The sequence below is a fragment of the Arsenicicoccus piscis genome, from assembly GCF_022568835.1.
Taxonomy (GTDB): Bacteria; Actinomycetota; Actinomycetes; order Actinomycetales; family Dermatophilaceae; genus Arsenicicoccus; species Arsenicicoccus piscis.
In genome coordinates this window covers 25,750-41,903 of sequence record NZ_JAKZHV010000005.1, presented here as the reverse complement: position 1 = coordinate 41,903, position 16,154 = coordinate 25,750, and the positions used below count along the sequence as shown (strand labels likewise).

The 16,154-nt window shown below is 69.5% G+C and carries 12 protein-coding genes and 1 pseudogene; 1 reads left to right on the top strand and 12 read right to left on the bottom strand.

The window, feature by feature from the left end; genetic code table 11:
- Nucleotides 1–3 precede the first annotated feature (3 nt).
- The 5 genes and pseudogenes from MM440_RS10520 to MM440_RS10500 form a co-directional block, all read right to left on the bottom strand.
- A complete protein-coding gene (locus MM440_RS10520; protein ID WP_241444260.1) occupies nt 4–1,335 on the bottom strand; it encodes a citrate synthase in 1,332 nt (443 codons plus the stop codon).
- A 150-nt stretch (nt 1,336–1,485) separates the two neighbouring features.
- Nucleotides 1,486–2,600, bottom strand: a pseudogene (gene dapC, locus MM440_RS10515) (succinyldiaminopimelate transaminase).
- Between the two features lies 1 nt (nt 2,601).
- Complete coding sequence (gene fdxA, locus MM440_RS10510; protein WP_241444259.1) at nt 2,602–2,922, bottom strand: ferredoxin; 321 nt, start codon at nt 2,920–2,922, stop codon at nt 2,602–2,604.
- Nucleotides 2,923–2,997: 75 nt separating this feature from the next.
- On the bottom strand, nt 2,998–4,854 hold the full coding sequence (locus tag MM440_RS10505) for a VanW family protein (RefSeq protein ID WP_241444258.1): 1,857 nt from the start codon (nt 4,852–4,854) through the stop codon (nt 2,998–3,000).
- Nucleotides 4,855–4,882: 28 nt separating this feature from the next.
- Complete coding sequence (locus MM440_RS10500; protein ID WP_241444257.1) at nt 4,883–5,902, bottom strand: PIG-L family deacetylase; 1,020 nt, start codon at nt 5,900–5,902, stop codon at nt 4,883–4,885.
- 155 nt (nt 5,903–6,057) lie between these two features.
- Between MM440_RS10500 and ppk2 the strand changes: the two genes are divergently transcribed.
- On the top strand, nt 6,058–6,936 hold the full coding sequence (gene ppk2, locus MM440_RS10495; protein ID WP_241444450.1) for a polyphosphate kinase 2: 879 nt from the start codon (nt 6,058–6,060) through the stop codon (nt 6,934–6,936).
- 182 nt (nt 6,937–7,118) lie between these two features.
- Here ppk2 and MM440_RS10490 read toward each other — a convergent pair whose 3' ends face one another.
- From MM440_RS10490 to MM440_RS10460, 7 genes are all read right to left on the bottom strand, one after another.
- The gene (locus tag MM440_RS10490; RefSeq protein WP_431308189.1) at nt 7,119–8,198 is read right to left on the bottom strand and encodes an ABC transporter ATP-binding protein; all 1,080 of its coding nucleotides are present in this window, start codon (nt 8,196–8,198) and stop codon (nt 7,119–7,121) included.
- A 10-nt stretch (nt 8,199–8,208) separates the two neighbouring features.
- Nucleotides 8,209–9,366, bottom strand: a complete 1,158-nt coding sequence (locus MM440_RS10485; RefSeq protein ID WP_241444256.1) for an ABC transporter ATP-binding protein — start codon at nt 9,364–9,366, stop codon at nt 8,209–8,211.
- A gap of 16 nt (nt 9,367–9,382) precedes the next feature.
- Nucleotides 9,383–10,396 carry an ABC transporter permease gene (locus tag MM440_RS10480; RefSeq protein WP_241444255.1) on the bottom strand — a complete coding sequence of 338 codons (1,014 nt, stop codon included), beginning with the start codon at nt 10,394–10,396 and terminating at the stop codon, nt 9,383–9,385.
- A 124-nt stretch (nt 10,397–10,520) separates the two neighbouring features.
- Complete coding sequence (locus MM440_RS10475; protein ID WP_241444254.1) at nt 10,521–12,263, bottom strand: ABC transporter substrate-binding protein; 1,743 nt, start codon at nt 12,261–12,263, stop codon at nt 10,521–10,523.
- Between the two features lie 136 nt (nt 12,264–12,399).
- Nucleotides 12,400–13,461, bottom strand: a complete 1,062-nt coding sequence (locus MM440_RS10470) for an ABC transporter permease (RefSeq protein ID WP_241444253.1) — start codon at nt 13,459–13,461, stop codon at nt 12,400–12,402.
- A 296-nt stretch (nt 13,462–13,757) separates the two neighbouring features.
- On the bottom strand, nt 13,758–15,662 hold the full coding sequence (gene typA, locus MM440_RS10465; protein WP_241444252.1) for a translational GTPase TypA: 1,905 nt from the start codon (nt 15,660–15,662) through the stop codon (nt 13,758–13,760).
- Between the two features lie 13 nt (nt 15,663–15,675).
- Nucleotides 15,676–16,119: a (deoxy)nucleoside triphosphate pyrophosphohydrolase gene (locus MM440_RS10460; protein WP_241444251.1), complete on the bottom strand. Its 444-nt coding sequence runs from the start codon at nt 16,117–16,119 to the stop codon at nt 15,676–15,678.
- Nucleotides 16,120–16,154 lie beyond the last annotated feature (35 nt).

Below are 16,154 nucleotides of genomic sequence, written 5' to 3'. Positions count from 1 at the left end.
CGATCAGGCCTTGGCCGCGTCCGCCGCGTCCTGGCTGTCCGCGGCACCCTCGGCGCCCGGGTAGTTGCGCTCCGCGGCACCGACGTAGACCTGGCGCGGACGCCCGATCTTGGTGTCCGGGTCGCTCATCATCTCGCGCCACTGCGCGATCCAGCCGGGGAGCCGGCCGAGCGCGAAGAGCACCGTGAAGTAGTTGGACGGGAAGCCCATGGCCTCGTAGATCAGGCCGGTGTAGAAGTCGACGTTGGGGTAAAGCTTGCGCTCCTTGAAGTAGTCGTCCGACAGGGCGATCTGCTCCAGCTCCTGGGCGATGTCGAGCAGGGCGTTCTGCTGACCGGTCGCGCGCAGGATCTCATCGGCGTGCTTCTTGATGATGGCCGCCCGCGGGTCGTAGTTCTTGTAGACCCGGTGGCCGAAGCCCATGAGGCGGACGCCCGCCTCCTTGTTCTTGACGCGGGTGACGAACTTGTTGACGTCACCGCCGTCGGCGTCGATGCGGCCGAGCATCTCCAGGACGGCCTGGTTGGCGCCACCGTGCAGCGGGCCGGAGAGCGCGTTGATGCCGGCGGCGATCGAGGCGTAGATGTCGGCCTGCGAGGAGCCGACCAATCGCACCGTGGAGGTCGAGCAGTTCTGCTCGTGGTCGGCGTGCAGGATGAGCAGCGTGTCGAGGGCCTTGACGGTGGCCGGGTCCAGCTCGTACTCCTCGGTCGGGAAGCCGAACGACATGCGCAGGAAGTTCTCGACGTAGCCGAGGTCGTTGCGCGGGTAGAGGAACGGCTGGCCCACGGAGTTCTTGTAGGCGTACGCGGCGAGGGTCGGCATCTTGGCCATCAGCCGGTGCGTCGCGAGCTCGATCTGGTCCTGGTCGAAGACGTCCAGGGAGTCGGTGGCGAAGGTCGACAGGGCCATGACGCCGGCGGAGAGCACCGGCATCGGGTGCGAGCGGCGGGGGAAGCAGCGGAACAGGTCGCGCATCCGCTCGTCCAGCATGGTGCCGCGGGTGATCCGCTCGCTGAAGTGCTCCATCTGCGCGCCGGTGGGCAGCTCGCCGTAGATGACCAGGTAGGCGACCTCGAGGAAGTTCGAGTGCTCGGCCAGCTGCTCGATCGGGTAGCCGCGGTAGCGCAGGATGCCCGCGTCACCGTCGATGTAGGTGATCTCGGACTTGCAGCTCGCGGTGTTGGTGAAGCCGGGGTCGAGGGTGACGTTGCCGGTGGTGGACATCAGCTTGCTGATGCCGTAGCCACCCGGGCCCTCGGTGGCCTCGGTGAACGGCAGGTCGAGCTTCTTGTCGGCCGCCTGGAGCACGGCCTTCCCGGAATCAGTAGCCATGGTTCCTCCTCCGATCCGATGTCGGATCGTGCTCGTGATCCGTGCGGATCGTGTGTTGGGGATCCGACATCGCGGATCGGTCGGCTCTGCGATGGACGCTACCGCACCCCGACTGGGGCCGGAAAACGTCGGTCAGAGGTCGAAACGGACTCAGCGCTCAACGGATCGCTGGGCCAGACGAGTGGCCGCGGCGGCGATCCGCTCGTCGGTGGCGGTCAGCGCGATCCGCACGTGGCGGGCGGCCGCCTCGCCGTAGAAGGCGCCCGGCGCGACCAGGATGCCCAGCCGTGCCAGGTCGGCGACGGTGTCCCAGCAGTCCTCGTCCCGGGTGGCCCACAGGTAGAGCCCGGCCGCGGAGTCCTCGACCCGCAGGCCGGCGGCCTCGATCGCCGGCAGCAGGGTCTCGCGGCGCGAGCGGTAGCGCTCCTTCTGCTCCAGCACGTGCTCGACGTCGCCGACGGCCACCCGCATGGCTTCCTGGACGGGCCACGGGACGATCATGCCGGCGTGCTTGCGGATCTCGAGGAGCCGCTGGACCAGGGCGGGGTCGCCGGCGACGAACGCGGCGCGGTAGCCCGCGAGGTTGCTCTGCTTGGAGAGGCTGTAGACCGCGAGCAGGCCCTCGTGCGAGCCCCCGTTGACCCGCGGGTCGAGGATGCTCGGCACCTCGTCGTCGCTCCGGCCCAGCTCGGCGTAGCACTCGTCGCTCGCGACGACGATGCCGTTGCGGCGGGCCCAGTCGACGACCTTGGCCAGGTGGTCCACGCCGAGGACGCGCCCGGTCGGGTTGCTCGGGCTGTTGACCCAGAGCAGCTTGGGCGTGCGCCCCTTGGTCGGCGGACCGAACGCGGCGAGTCCGTCGACGACGACGGGGGTCGCGCCCGCGAGCCGAGCACCGACGTCGTAGGTGGGGTAGGCGATCTTCGGGATGCCGACGAGGTCACCATCGCCGAGCCCGAGGAGGGTGGGCAGCCAGGCGACCAACTCCTTGGAGCCGACCGTCGGGAGCACGCCGGCCGGGTCGACCCCGGGGGCCGACCTGCGGGTCGCGACCAGTCGGCCACCGCCTGGCGCAGCGCGGGCGTGCCGTAGGTCTGCGGATAGCCGGGCGCGTCGGCGGCGGCGATCAGTGCGTCCTGCACGACCTGCGGCGTCGGGTCGACCGGGGTGCCGACGGAGAGGTCGACGATGCCGTCGGGGTGCGCCGCCGCGGTGGCCTTGGCGGGTGCGAGGGAGTCCCAGGGGAAGTCGGGAAGGACCCGCACCTCACTCACCCTGCGGCGGCAGCGCCGCCACGAGCGGGTGGTCCTTCTTGATCAGGCCCAGCTTGGCCGCGCCACCCGGGCTGCCGAGGTCGTCGAAGAACTCGACGTTGGCCTTGTAGTAGTCGGTCCACTGCTCGGGGACGTCGTCCTCGTAGTAGATCGCCTCGACCGGGCAGACCGGCTCGCAGGCGCCACAGTCGACGCACTCGTCGGGGTGGATGTACAGCGACCGCTCCCCTTCGTAGATGCAGTCCACCGGGCACTCCTCGATGCAGGCCTTGTCCTTGACATCGACGCAGGGCTGGGCGATGACGTACGTCATGGGGAGGGTCCTCCTTGAGGGTGATCGGGGCCGGATGTCCCGCGCCAGCCTATACCGCACCGCGGGGCGGGCGGTCTACGGTTTCGCGGCGGGCTTCGGCGCAGGAGCCGGGGTGGCGGGCTTGGCCGCGGGCGCGGGGGTGGCGGCCGGCTTGGGCGTCGGCGCCGGGGTGGCGGGCTTCGACGTCGCCGAGGAGGGCTTGGGCGCGGGGGTGGCCGGCGCAGGGGTCGCCTTGGGCACCGGCTTGGCGTGGCAGTTGACGTCGTCCTGCGGGATGTAGCTGGTGGTGAACCCGTCGGTCTTCGCCACCGCGCCGCCCTTGATGAACTGGCGGGTGATGGTGACAGAGAAGCCGGGCACCGGCACCTGCGGCACGCAACCGGCGCTGGTGTCGTAGATGACCTTCGGGGCGCGGATCGCTCTACGCGGGCTCTTCAGCGCCTTGATGTCGTCCCAGCTCTTGGTGCTCCACATCGCGAACTTGAGCACCCCGGACTCGACCGAGGACTGGACCAGCACGCCGTAGGGGGTGTCGTTGGTCCACTTGTTGTCCAGGTCGTCCCAGTGCACGGTGGCCTCACGGCCCTCGGGATAGTGCGTGATGTAGAACGCGTGGGCGTGGTGCTCGGTGAGCTTCATGCCGGCGAAGAAGGCGGCGTTGAGCACGGACGTGGACACCTGCGACACCCCACCGCCGGTGCCCTTCTCGTAGCGCCCGTCCATGATGACGATGGCGTCCTGGTAGCCCTTCTCGGGGGTGCGCTCACCGAGGATGCCGTTGAGGCTGAAGGTGCCGCCCGGCGGGATGACCGTGCCGTTGATGGTGTTGGCGGCGATCCGGATGTTGGTCGTGCGCGGGGGGTTGTAGGGAAGGTCGGCGTCGTACGTGGCGATGACCTCCTTGATCCCCCACTTCTGCACGTCCTCGAGGCTGAACTCCGGCTGGGCCACGGTGGTCTTGACGGTGGCGGTGCGGGCGCCGTCGTGGGCGGCCCCGAGCACGCTCGACACCAGATCCTTGGGGTCGATCGTCGTGCCCGGCTTGCCCGCGACCGGGGTCGGCTTGTCGTTGACGAGCTTCACCGTCGCATTGACCGGCTTGGCCTCCAGGGCGGGCGCGACGCGGCGGACCGACTCGGCGAGCTTGGTCGGGTCGAGGGTCGCCACCAGGGCGCCGTCCTTGGCGGGGAAGGTCGTCACGGCACCGAGCTGGGCCGGCGAGAGCTGCCCCTTGGCCTTGCCGTCGGTGACGGTGACCGGGCCGGCGAGGATCGCCTTGGCGTCGCCCGACACGGCCTTGTCCAGGGCGTCCTGGGTGACGGCCGGGTCCTTGACCTGGGACGACGCCGCGATCGGGCCGTCCGCGGGCCACTGGTCGGCGACCGCGTCGGCCGTGCGGCCGGCGTCGACCGTGACGCCCTTGACCGCGTCGGTGGCCACGACCTGGCCGGTGGCGATCGACAGCGTCGCGTCCTTCGGGGCGACGTCCAGCTGCTTGGCCGAGGCCGCGACCGCCGCCGCGAGCTTGGTGCGGTCGACGGTGGTGTCGACCTTGCGGCTGCCACCGCCGGTGAGGTGGGCCAGCACGTCGGAGGGGTTGAGCGAGAAGGACGTCAGCCCGTCGAGCGTGCCGTCGACGTCGAGCGCGAGGCCCGCGGCCTGGGGGTCGAGCGTGGCCTGCTTGCCGCCGGCCGTCAGCACGACGTCCTTGGCGGTGAGCGGGGCGAGCTTGGCGCGCAGCTTGGAGGCGGCCTCCTCGTGGCCGAGCCCGCCGATCGCGACCCCGGAGATGGTCATGTCGGCCGGCGCGCGCTGGCTGAGCAGGTACGCCGCTCCCGTGTAGACCCCGCCCAGCACGACCAGCGAGGCGGCCAGCCGTCCGACGATCGCTCCGGCGCTCGCGCCCGTGCGCTCCGGCTTCCGCTCCGCCACCGCCGACCCCTTGGTGCTCGTGGAGTCGCTACGCACCGTGATCGTGCGGCAACCCTCTGGACTGTTGTCCCCCTACGGTACGTGACTCGTCGTCCTCCTCGTGCCGACGCACGGAGAGCGGGATCGGCATCTCCACGAAGGCCTCCCGGCCTCTCATCCGCGTCGCCACATGGTTGGACAACGTGTAGTAGCCGTCGTGCAGCAGCACCTGGGTGGGGTGCTCGGCGATCGCCGCGCGCACCACCGGCAGCACCGCGGGGTCGACGATCCGCAGCGGCGCCTCCTCGTCCGGCACCACCGACGGCGGGTAGGGGTCGTCCGGGCCCAGCACCACCACCGCGGCCGGCCCGCCGCGCCCCACCTCCTGGTCACCACTCGCGTGCTCGGCGAGCCACGCCCGGTCCTCCTGCGCCCAGCTGCGGGGCACCACGGTGAGGTAGAGGCGGGTGGTGAGCGTGGGGTCTACGGAGTGGGCGCGGGTGAGCGCCGCGACGGTCACCTCGTGCGCGCGGATGTGGTCCGGGTGCCCGTAGCCCCCCTGGTCCTCGTAGGTGACCACGGCGTCCGGGCGCTCGGCCAGGATCACCTCCGCGAGCGCCGCCGCGGGCTCCGCCAACGGCGCTCCCGCGAAGGCGTCCGGGTGCTCCGCCGCCGACGTCCCGGCCATGCCCGAGTCGCGCCAGCGCGAGAGGCGGCCCGTGGCGGACGCCGCGGCGGGACCGACGCCGAGGATGCTGGAGCGGACCCCGAGCGTGGCCGTCGCGCGACGCAGCTCCTCGCGACGGTGCCGGGCGAGCGCCTCGCCCTGCCCCTCAAGGTGGGCCAGCTCGGCCGGGATCACCTCGCCCTCCTCGCCGAGGGTGCAGGTGACGACGTGCACGTCGTCCCCTAGCGCGGCATGGTGCGCCAGCGCGATGCCGTGCCAGAGCGTCTCGTCGTCGGGGTGGGCGTGCACGGCGAGCAGCCGCAGCGGGCGGTGCTCGAGCTGCTGGTCCTGCGCGGCCCGCTGCTCGCGGGTGTCGCCGAAGACCGGTCGTCTCGTGCTCATCTGGTCACCCTAGCGAGCCGGGCAGCGGGTCCGAGCGCGCCGTTCACCCGCGCGTGGAGTGACGTTCGCTCATCGCTCGACCACACTCTCTACGGTAGGACGTGTGGGCCCGATCGTGCCCCAGCCAAGGTCCCAAGGAGCCACCTGTGCAGAACATGCGTGAATATCTCGACACCCTGCTGTCCGAGGGGTACTCGGTGCGCGACGACCATGGCTCGGACCCGGACCTCATCGACCCGGGTGGCCGGCCCATCGACACCTGGCGCCAGGACTACCCCTACGACGAGCGGATGACCCGCGAGCAGTACGAGGTCGAGAAGTACCTGCTGCAGATCGAGCTGCTGAAGTTCCAGTACTGGGCGGGCGAGCAGGGCAGCCGACACGTCATCCTCTTCGAGGGCCGGGACGCCGCCGGCAAGGGTGGCACCATCAAGCGCTTCACCGAGCACCTCAACCCCCGCAAGGCCCGCGTGGTCGCGCTCAACAAGCCGACCGAGACCGAGGCCGGCCAGTGGTACTTCCAGCGCTACGTCAACCACCTGCCGACCTTCGGGGAGATGGTGCTGTTCGACCGGTCCTGGTACAACCGGGCGGGTGTCGAGCGGGTGATGGGCTTTTGCACCGACGAGCAGTACGACCGGTTCATGCACCAGGCCCCGATGTTCGAGGAGATGCTCACCGACTCGGGCATCTCGCTGACCAAGCTGTGGTTCTCGGTCACCCAGGCCGAGCAGCGCACCCGGTTCGCGATCCGCCAGATCGACCCCGTGCGCCAGTGGAAGCTCTCCCCCATGGACATCGAGTCGCTCGACCGGTGGGACGACTACACCGCCGCCAAGGAAGCCATGCTCACCGGCACCGACACCGACGCAGCGCCTTGGACGACCATCAAGTCCAACGACAAGAAGCGCGCTCGCATCAACGCCATGCGGTTCTTCCTCAACCAGTTCGACTACGAGGGCAAGGACCCCGACATCGTCTTCCCCGCCGACCCCAAGATCGTCCGCCGCGGCCGCGACACCATCGACGACTGACCCCCAGCGCCGCCGAGACGGTGGTTAGCCAGGGGCAGCCGAGGGGCGATGTGGTGGGTGGGCTGGTGGTGCTGGAGGGGTCTACGGGGTGGCGACGTGTGTGCCCGCATCTGTGGGCCGTCGTGCCGGAAGAGGCCGAGCACGCACCCGGGCCGCACCCGGGCACGCGCGCAGCGGTAGGGCTACAGGACCTGACGCAGCTCGGGGAAGTGGCAGGCGACGCGGTGACCGGGCGAGACCTCGCGGACCTCGGGGACCTCGTCGGCGCACTTCTGCTGCGCCTTGGGGCAGCGGGTGCGGAAGACGCAGCCCGAGGGCGGGTTCTGCGGGGACGGCAGGTCGCCCTTGAGCAGGATGCGGTCGCGGCCCTGCTCACGCTCGGGGTCGGGCACCGGCACGGCCGAGAGCAGCGCGTGCGTGTAGGGGTGCAACGGCCGCTCGTAGAGCTCGTCGCGGTCGGCCTCCTCCATCACCTTGCCGAGATACATCACGGCGACCCGGTCGGAGATGTGGCGCACGACGGACAGGTCATGGGCGATGAAGACGTAGGCGAGGTTCTGCTCGGCCTGGATCTCCTCGAGCAGGTTGACGACCTGGGCCTGGATCGACACGTCGAGCGCCGAGACCGGCTCGTCGCAGACGATCAGCTTGGGGCGCAAGGCGATGGCCCGGGCCACGCCGATGCGCTGGCGCTGACCGCCGGAGAACTCGTGCGGGAAGCGGTTGTAGTGCTCGGGGTTGAGGCCCACGCGCTCCATCAGACCCTGCACGGTCTTCTTGACGCCGCCGTCGGGCTTGATGCCCTGGATCTCGAACGGCGCCGCGATGATGTTGCCGATCGTGTGCCGCGGGTTGAGCGAGCCGTAGGGGTCCTGGAAGACCATCTGCATCTCGCGGCGCATCCGGCGCATGCCGTTGGCGTCGAGACGGGTGAGGTCCTCGCCCTCGAACTCGATCGTGCCCGAGGTGGGCTCGAGCAGGCGCAACATCGTGCGGCCGGCGGTGGACTTGCCGCAGCCGGACTCCCCCACCAGGCCGAGGGTCTGGCCCGAGCGCAGCTCGAGCGAGATGCCGTCGACGGCCTTGACCGGGGCGTCGGGGTGGCGCAGCAGCTTTTGGATGTACTGCGGGAAGTGCTTCTTCAGGTCGGTCACCTTGAGCAGCGGCGCACCCTCGAGGGTGGCGCTGCCGGTCGCCCGGGACGCGGTGGCGCCGGTGGGCTGCCCGTCGGTGGTCCGGGGCCTCGTGAGGTCGTCGGTCACGGGGTGCTCCTCACAGTCGCGGCTTGATGTCGTTGGCGAAGATCTCCAGGCGCCGCTCCTGCGGCATGTGGCAGCGCACCTGGTGGTGGCCCGACCCGGTGTCGATGAGCTCGGGGATCTCGCTCACGCAGGCGTCGCCGGGGACCTCGCCGCGGTAGACGCACCGGGGGTGGAAGGCGCAGCCGGAGGGGATGTTGATCAGCGAGGGCGGGTTGCCCGGCACGGGGTCGAGGGTGTCGCGGCGAGCCCGGTCCAGGCGCGGCATCGACGACAGCAGGCCCCAGGTGTAGGGCATCTGCGGTCCGTAGAACACCTCGTGCACCGGGCCGTACTCGACCTTCTTGCCGCCGTACATCACCAGCACGTCGTCGGCCATCTCGGCGACCACGCCGAGGTCGTGAGTGATCATGATGATCGCGGACCCGAACTCGGCCTGCAGGTCACGCATCAGGTCCAGGATCTGCGCCTGCACCGTCACGTCGAGGGCCGTGGTGGGCTCGTCCGCGATCAGCAGGGACGGGTCGTTGGCGAGCGAGAGCGCGATCATCGCGCGCTGGCGCATGCCGCCGGAGAACTCGTGCGGGTACTGGTCCACGCGCTTGGCGGGGTTCGGGATGCCCACCCGGGCGAGCAGGTCCAGGGCGCGGGACTTCGCGGCCGCCTTGGACATGTCGCTGTGGTGGACCCGGATTCCCTCGACGATCTGATTGCCCACCGTGTAGTAGGGGTGCATCGCCGACAGCGGGTCCTGGAAGATCATCGCCATCTTGTTGCCGCGCAGCCGGCGCAGCTCCTCGTCGTCGATCTCGAGCAGCTCCTGGCCGTCGAGGTAGATCGACCCGGACACCTGGGCGCGGGTCCCCCGGTGCAGCCCGAGGATGGCCTGGCTGGTGACCGACTTGCCGGAGCCGGACTCACCGACGATGCCGATGGTCTGGCCCTTCTCGATCGAGAAGGACAGCCCGTCGACGGCGCGGACGACACCGTCGTCGGTCGGGAAGTGCACCTTGAGGTCGACGACGTCCAGGTAGGGACGCTCCCCCTCGAGGGTGTGGATGCGGGAGGACGAGACGCGGGTGAAGTCCCGGGCGGGGGCAGGGTCGCCCCCGGGGCGCTCGTCCGGGTGCTCGTCGGCGCGGTGCGAACCGCTGTAGCTGCTGTCGCTCATGAAGGGTCTCTCCTCGTCAGGTCAGGCGCACGCGCGGATCGATGACGCCGTAGAGCACGTCGACGACGAGGTTCGCCAGGACGATGAACGCTGCAGCGACGAGGACCATTCCGACGATGACCGGCAGGTCGGTGGCGACGATCGAGCGGACGGCCGTCCAGCCGAGCCCCTGGAAGTTGAACACCTGCTCGGTGATGACGGCACCACCGAGCAGACCGCCGAGGTCGAGGCCGGCGGCCGTGACGATCGGGGTGAGCGCGGCGCGCAGGCCGTGTCGCCGCACGATGGTCCACGGCTTGACGCCCTTGGCCTTGGCCGTGCGGATGTAGTCCTCGCTCATCGTCTCGATCATGTAGGCCCGGGTGAGGCGCACGTAGCTCGCGGCGAAGATGCAGGCCAGCGTGATCGCCGGCAGCACCAGGCCCTGGGCCCACAGGAAGGGGTTCTCGGTGAACGCGGTGTAGGCCGGTACGGGGACGATCTCCCACTTGATGGCCACGAAGGTCAGCAGGATCAGACCGATGAAGAAGGACGGCAACGAGAAGCCGATGAGCGCGAGCGCGACGATGACCCGGTCGATCCATCTACCGCGGTTGAGGGCGGCGATGATGCCGCCCAGGACGCCGACGATCATCCACAGCACGAACGCGGACAAGGCGATCGAGCCGGTGATCGGCAACGTGTCCTTGACGATGTCCGTCACGGACTTGTTCTGCAGCACGGAGTAGCCGAGGCAGGGGGCGTCGCAGTGCGCGACCGTCTGCGGCGCGTTGGCGCGCATCTCGGGGTCGTCGGGGTAGTCACGGCCGACGACGATGCCCTTGAGGAAGTCGCCGTACTGGACCATGACGGGCTTGTCGAAGCCCATGAACTTGCGGTTGCCCTCGACCACCGCGGGCGTGCAGTTCTTGGCGCAGGTCAGCCGCGCCGGGTCGACGGGCCCGGCGAAGAACATCACGAACGTCGTCAGCGTGACGATGAGCAGCATGGCGACAGCGGTGATGAGCCGTCTGATGATGTAGAAGAGCATCGGCTGTGGTGCGCCAGGTCGTGGCGCCTTCACCACCTTCCGGGGCGAGGTGCAGGTGCAGGGAGGACCGGAGACCCGGTCAGACCGGGGCGCCCGACGAGCTCGTCGGGCGCCCCGGTGTCAATCACTTGACCGCGATGCGGGCGGTGTCGGGGTAGGACCCGAGGAAGGTCGCCGGCTCGAAGTTCTTGATGTTCGAGCCGTGCAGGAAGGTGAACTTCTGGTTGACCAGCGGGATGACGCCGGCCTTCTTGTTGATCATCTCGTCGACGTCGCCCCAGGCCTTCTCACGCTCGTCCTCGTTCGCGATCGTGTAGGCCTTGTCGATGGCGGCATTGACCTCGGGGTCGTTGAAGTAGCCGTAGTCCTGGCCACTACCACCGGCGGAGATGTTGACACGACCGTCGAAGAGCGCCGGCAGAACCGTCGAGCCCGACGGCCAGTCAGCACCCCAGCCGCCCCAGAAGGCGTCCTTGGTCGCCATGGCCGGGCCCTGGATCGTGGCGTAGTAGCTCTCCGTCAGACCCTGCAGGGTGACGTTGAAGCCGGCCTGGTCCCAGCTCTGCTTGAGGCCGGCGAGCGCCTTGTCGGCGGTCGGACGGCTGCGGTAGACCACGGTGATCGGGACCGGGAGGGTCATCCCGGCCTCCTGCAGCAGCTGCTTGGCCTTGGCCGGGTCACCCGCGGTGGGCGCACCGAAGGGGTTGAAGTCCTTGTAGCACTTCAGCTCCTTGTTGCACATGGCGTAGGTCGGGGTCATGACCGACGGGCCACCGTAGGCGGTGATGTAGGCGTCGCGGTTGGTCGCCACGGCGAAGGCCTGACGGGCCTTCTCGTTGGAGAACACCTTGGACTTCATGTTCGGCTGGATGTAGTCGACGTACGGGGCGGCGACGTTGATCGAGCGCGACTTCGCGGCCGGGTTGCCGGTGATCTGCGGCAGCACCGACGGCGGGGCCTGGATGCCGACGTAGGAGTTCTTGTCCTCGCCCGCGTCCGCGACGATGCGGGGGTAGGCGACCTCGTTCTGCACACCGAGGGTGTTGGTCACCGTGTCGGGGTAGGCCTTGCGGAACGGGTCCTTGGACTCGTCCCACTGGTCGTTGCGGACCCACTTGCCACCCTTGTTCTGGTCAAAGGTGCCGGAGATCTTGTAAGGGCCGTTGGAGAAGGGGACGAAGTCGCTCTTGGCGCCCTGGTCCTTGTCCTGGCGGTAGGGCGCGAAGGCGAGCAGCGCACCGGTGTTCATGTTGAAGTCGGTCCACGGCTTCTTGAACTTGTAGGTGATCTTGTTGCCCTCGCAGGTGACGGCCTTGTCGAACTCCGCCTGGCCGGCCTTCTTGTAGGGGCCGTTGTAGACCGGGACCTCGTTGCCGTCCTTGTCCTTGGTCGTCGGGATGTCCAGGAACTGGATGGCGTAGTTCGGGCCACCGGTGATGACGTCCTGGGCGAACGTGCGCGAGACGCCGTACTTGGCGTCGGCGCAGGTAACCGGCTTGCCGTCCTCCCACTTGTTGCCGTCGGCGAGGGTGAAGGTCCAGGTCTTGCCGCCGTCACTCATGGTGCCGGTGTCGGTCGCGAGGTCGGCGACGAGCTTGCCGTCCGAGCCCGGGGAGTAGGCGGTCAGCGAGCGCACATAGGTGCGGTTCGCGAAGGTGATGTCGGCGCCGAGGTACATGCGCTGGGGGTCCAGGTGCTCGCGCGGGCCGAGCTCGAGGATGGTGAGGTTGCCACCCTTGGCAGCCGCCGAGGTGCCACCGGTGGCGTTGCCGGTGGTGCCGCCACCACCGCCACCACAGGCGCTGAGCCCCACCGTCGCGACCGCGCCGAGGGCGACAACCATCACACCCTTGGTTGTACGCATCATGAGTTCTCCTTGTGTGCCGTCCGTACCGCGACGATCGCGGTGGAGCGTGCCCCTGCTGACTGCAGCGGCTCATCCGTAGGACCTGAGCAGGGGCCTAGCGGAAGTCTGGGCCGACGATTCGTCGGGATGGCCCCGGTCACTGCCGGTCCGCCTTGGGGTCCAGGGCGTCCCGCAGTCCGTCACCGAGGAGGTTGAACGCGAGCACCATGAGGAACACGGTGCCGCCGGGGAACAGGAAGTACGCAGGGTCGGACGGCGCGTAGACCACGGAGTCGTTGAGGATCGACCCCAGCGAGACGGCGGGCGGGTTCAGCCCGACGCCCAGGAAGCCCAGCGCGGCCTCGGCCGAGATGTTCTGCGGCAGGATCAGCGAGGTGTAGACCAGGATCGGCGCCCACAGGTGCGGCAGCAGCTCCTTGAGGTAGAGCCGGCCGTTCTTGGCGCCGAGGGACCGGGCCGCCTCGACGAACTCGCGCTGGCGCAGCGACATGACCTGGCCGCGGATGATGCGGGCGAAGTAGGGCCAGCCGAAGAAGCCGAGCACGATGATCATGAACAGCTTCTTGGGCCACGGGGCCGCCTCGCTCATGCCCATCACGTTGGCGATGATCGCGACGAGCACCAGCTGCAGGGACAGCAGCATGAGCACCTGCGGGAAGCTGAGCACCAGGTCCATGAACCGGCTGATCAGCCAGTCGATCTTGCCGCCTGCGAAGCCCGCGATCAGCCCGAAGAGGGTGCCGAGGACGATGGCGATGGCGGTCGCGAACACGGCCACCTGCAGCGAGGTCGTCATGCCGGCGAGGATGAGGCTGAGCAGGTCCTTGCCGCTGCCCGGCTGGACGCCGAGCCAGTGCGAGGTGGACATGCCGCCGAACGCCCCGGAGGGCAGCGAGCCCTCCTCGGGCACGAGCGCCGGGTTGCCCTGTGTGGTGTTCGTGAGACCGACGGCCTCGAGCAGCGGGGCGATGACCGCCAGCAGGACCACGATGATCGACCCGACCAGCGCCGCCATCGACACCTTGTCGCGCTTGAACCGGGCCCAGGCGATCTGCCGCTGGGTGCGGCCGAGGATCTCTCCTCGGGCCTCCGCCCCCTGGATCTCGTCCTCGGCCAGCTCGACCGCGCCTGCCGAACCGGACATGCCCATCTCGGACACCCCAGCTGCGGGCTTGATGGGGTCGTGGTCAGACGACATCCAGTTCCTGCCTTTCGGGTGAGGCCGGGGTGCACGATGCTCCAGCCAGCCCCGTGGTCCGGGTCCTGTCGATGGAGCAGCCGTGCCGAGGAGAAAGCCAGCGCGACCCTCTTTGGCCTACTGACGCGTACGCGGTGCCGAAACCATATGGCGCGTTCCTGGATCTGGAAAGTTGTCGGCTACCCCCGGGGGCCTCTGAGACCGTCTTGTGACCTCGCCATGGTCACTACGAGCCAGACTCCCCGGCTGTCCGCAAGAGGCCAATCGGCAGGAAGCGGACGCCCGGGGGGCAGCCGTCAGGCGTCACGCTTGGCCGCCGAGCGGGCCCGGGCCGCGGTGCGGTTGCGCTCGGTCATGTCGAGCACCACCTTGCGGATCCGGACCGCCTCCGGCGTCACCTCGACGCACTCGTCCTCGCGGCAGAACTCCAGCGACTGCTCGAGCGACAGCTTGCGCGGCGGCACGACCTTCTCGAAGTTGTCCGCGGAGGAGGCGCGCACGTTGGTGAGCTTCTTCTCCTTGGTGATGTTGACGTCCATGTCGTCGGCGCGGGAGTTCTCGCCGATGATCATGCCCTCGTAGACCTCGGTGGTCGGGTCGACGAAGAGCACGCCGCGCTCCTGCAGGCCGAGCATGGCGTAGGCCGTCACGACGCCCGCGCGGTCGGACACCAGCGAGCCCGAGATGCGGGTCGAGATCGGTCCGAACCACGGCTCGTAGCCGTGGAAGACGTGGTGGGCGATGCCGGTGCCGCGGGTCTCGGTGAGGAACTCGGTGCGGAAGCCGATCAGGCCGCGCGAGGGCACCTTGAACTCCATCCGCACCCAGCCGGTGCCGTGGTTGCTCATCTGCTCCATGCGGCCCTTGCGGGCGGCCATGATCTGGGTGATCGCGCCGAGGTACTCCTCGGGCGAGTCGATGGTGAGGTGCTCGACCGGCTCGTGGACCTTGCCGTCGACCTCGCGGGTCACGACCTGCGGCTTGCCCACCGTCAGCTCGTAGCCCTCGCGGCGCATCTGCTCCACGAGGATGGCGAGCGCGAGCTCACCGCGGCCCTGCACCTCCCAGGCGTCCGGGCGCTCGGTCGGCAGGACGCGCAGCGACACGTTGCCGATCAGCTCGCGGTCCAGCCGGTCCTTGACCAGGCGGGCGGTGACCTTCGAGCCACGGACCCGACCGACCATCGGGGAGGTGTTCGTGCCGATCGTCATCGAGATGGCGGGCTCGTCCACGGTGATGAGCGGGAGGGCTACCGGGTTCTCGGGGTCCGCGAGGGTCTCACCGATGGTGATCTCGGGGATGCCCGCGATGGCGATGATGTCGCCGGGGCCCGCGGACTCAGCGGGCTTGCGCTCGAGGCCCTCGGTGACCAGCAGCTCGGTGATCTTGACCCGCTCCTGGCCGCCGCCGTGCTTCATCCACATGACCTGCTGGCCCTTGCGGATGGTGCCGTTGAAGACGCGCAGCAGCGCGAGCCGGCCGAGGAAGTTCGAGGAGTCCAGGTTGGTGACGTGGGCCTGCAGCGGGGCCTCGTCGTCGTAGACCGGGGCGGGCACCGTCTCCATGATCGTGCGGAACAGCGGCTCCAGGTCGGGGCTGTCCGGCAGCCCGCCGTCCGCCGGCTGCTCCAGGCTGGCGCGACCGGCCTTCGCCGAGGCGTAGACGATGGGGAACTCCAGCTGGTCCTGGTGCTGGTCGGCGTCCTCGAGCAGGTCCATGAACAGCTCGTAGACCTCGTCGACGACCTCGGCGATCCGCGCGTCCGGGCGGTCCACCTTGTTGATGCACAGGACGACCGGCATCTTGGCGGCGAGCGCCTTGCGCAGCACGAAGCGGGTCTGCGGCAGCGGGCCCTCGGACGCGTCGACGAGCAGCACGACGCCGTCGACCATGGACAGGCCGCGCTCGACCTCGCCACCGAAGTCGGCGTGGCCCGGGGTGTCGATGATGTTGATGGTCACGCCGTCGGGGTAGTCCGACGCGGACGGACCGTTGTAGTGGATCGCCGTGTTCTTGGCGAGGATGGTGATGCCCTTCTCGCGCTCGAGATCACCGGAGTCCATCGCGCGCTCGTCGACGTGGTCGTGCTCGCCAAAGGCGCCCCCTTGCCAGAGCATCTTGTCTACGAGGGTGGTCTTGCCGTGGTCGACGTGGGCAACGATGGCGACGTTTCGGATGTCGCCGCGAGAGGTTTGAGCCATGCTTTCCATTGTCTCAGAGCGACAAGCGGCTCCGGACCACGGCGACGATCGGCTCGTCCGCCGGTAGCCACGGCACCGACCCCAGCTCGTCGGCCCCGAGCCAGCGCAGCGCGTCGTGGTCCTCGAGCGGCTGCGGGTCCCCGGCGGTGACGGCGGCCAGCACCACCCGGATGGCGTAGCCCCCGCCGAGCGGCCAGCGCCCGTCCGGCAGCGGACCGGTGATCTCCTCCCCCAGCGCGACCTCCACGCCGAGCTCCTCGCGCACCTCCCGGTGCAGCGCCTCGATCTCGCCCTCGCCGGGGTCGACCTTGCCGCCGGGGAACTCCCACCCGCCGGCCAGCGCCGGCGGCTCGGTGCGCCGGGCCGCCAGCAGGCGGGTCGGCCGGTGCAGGTCGTCGACGATCGCCGCGCCCACGACGGCGATCCGCGGGGTCTGCTCGGCGGGTGAGTGAGCCATGTCCCCCATCGTGCCGGAACGCCGGTGGCTGCGCG

What these genes read in the sequence shown, in the direction of transcription:
- MM440_RS10520 (WP_241444260.1), bottom strand. Translation starts at nt 1,335, where the DNA reads ATGGCTACTGATTCCGGGAAGGCCGTGCTCCAGGCGGCCGACAAGAAG.
- fdxA (WP_241444259.1), bottom strand. Translation starts at nt 2,922, where the DNA reads ATGACGTACGTCATCGCCCAGCCCTGCGTCGATGTCAAGGACAAGGCC.
- MM440_RS10500 (WP_241444257.1), bottom strand. Translation starts at nt 5,902, where the DNA reads ATGAGCACGAGACGACCGGTCTTCGGCGACACCCGCGAGCAGCGGGCC.
- ppk2 (WP_241444450.1), top strand. Translation starts at nt 6,058, where the DNA reads ATGCGTGAATATCTCGACACCCTGCTGTCCGAGGGGTACTCGGTGCGC.
- MM440_RS10485 (WP_241444256.1), bottom strand. Translation starts at nt 9,366, where the DNA reads ATGAGCGACAGCAGCTACAGCGGTTCGCACCGCGCCGACGAGCACCCG.
- MM440_RS10480 (WP_241444255.1), bottom strand. Translation starts at nt 10,396, where the DNA reads ATGCTCTTCTACATCATCAGACGGCTCATCACCGCTGTCGCCATGCTG.
- MM440_RS10475 (WP_241444254.1), bottom strand. Translation starts at nt 12,263, where the DNA reads ATGATGCGTACAACCAAGGGTGTGATGGTTGTCGCCCTCGGCGCGGTC.
- MM440_RS10470 (WP_241444253.1), bottom strand. Translation starts at nt 13,461, where the DNA reads ATGTCGTCTGACCACGACCCCATCAAGCCCGCAGCTGGGGTGTCCGAG.
- typA (WP_241444252.1), bottom strand. Translation starts at nt 15,662, where the DNA reads ATGGCTCAAACCTCTCGCGGCGACATCCGAAACGTCGCCATCGTTGCC.
- MM440_RS10460 (WP_241444251.1), bottom strand. Translation starts at nt 16,119, where the DNA reads ATGGCTCACTCACCCGCCGAGCAGACCCCGCGGATCGCCGTCGTGGGC.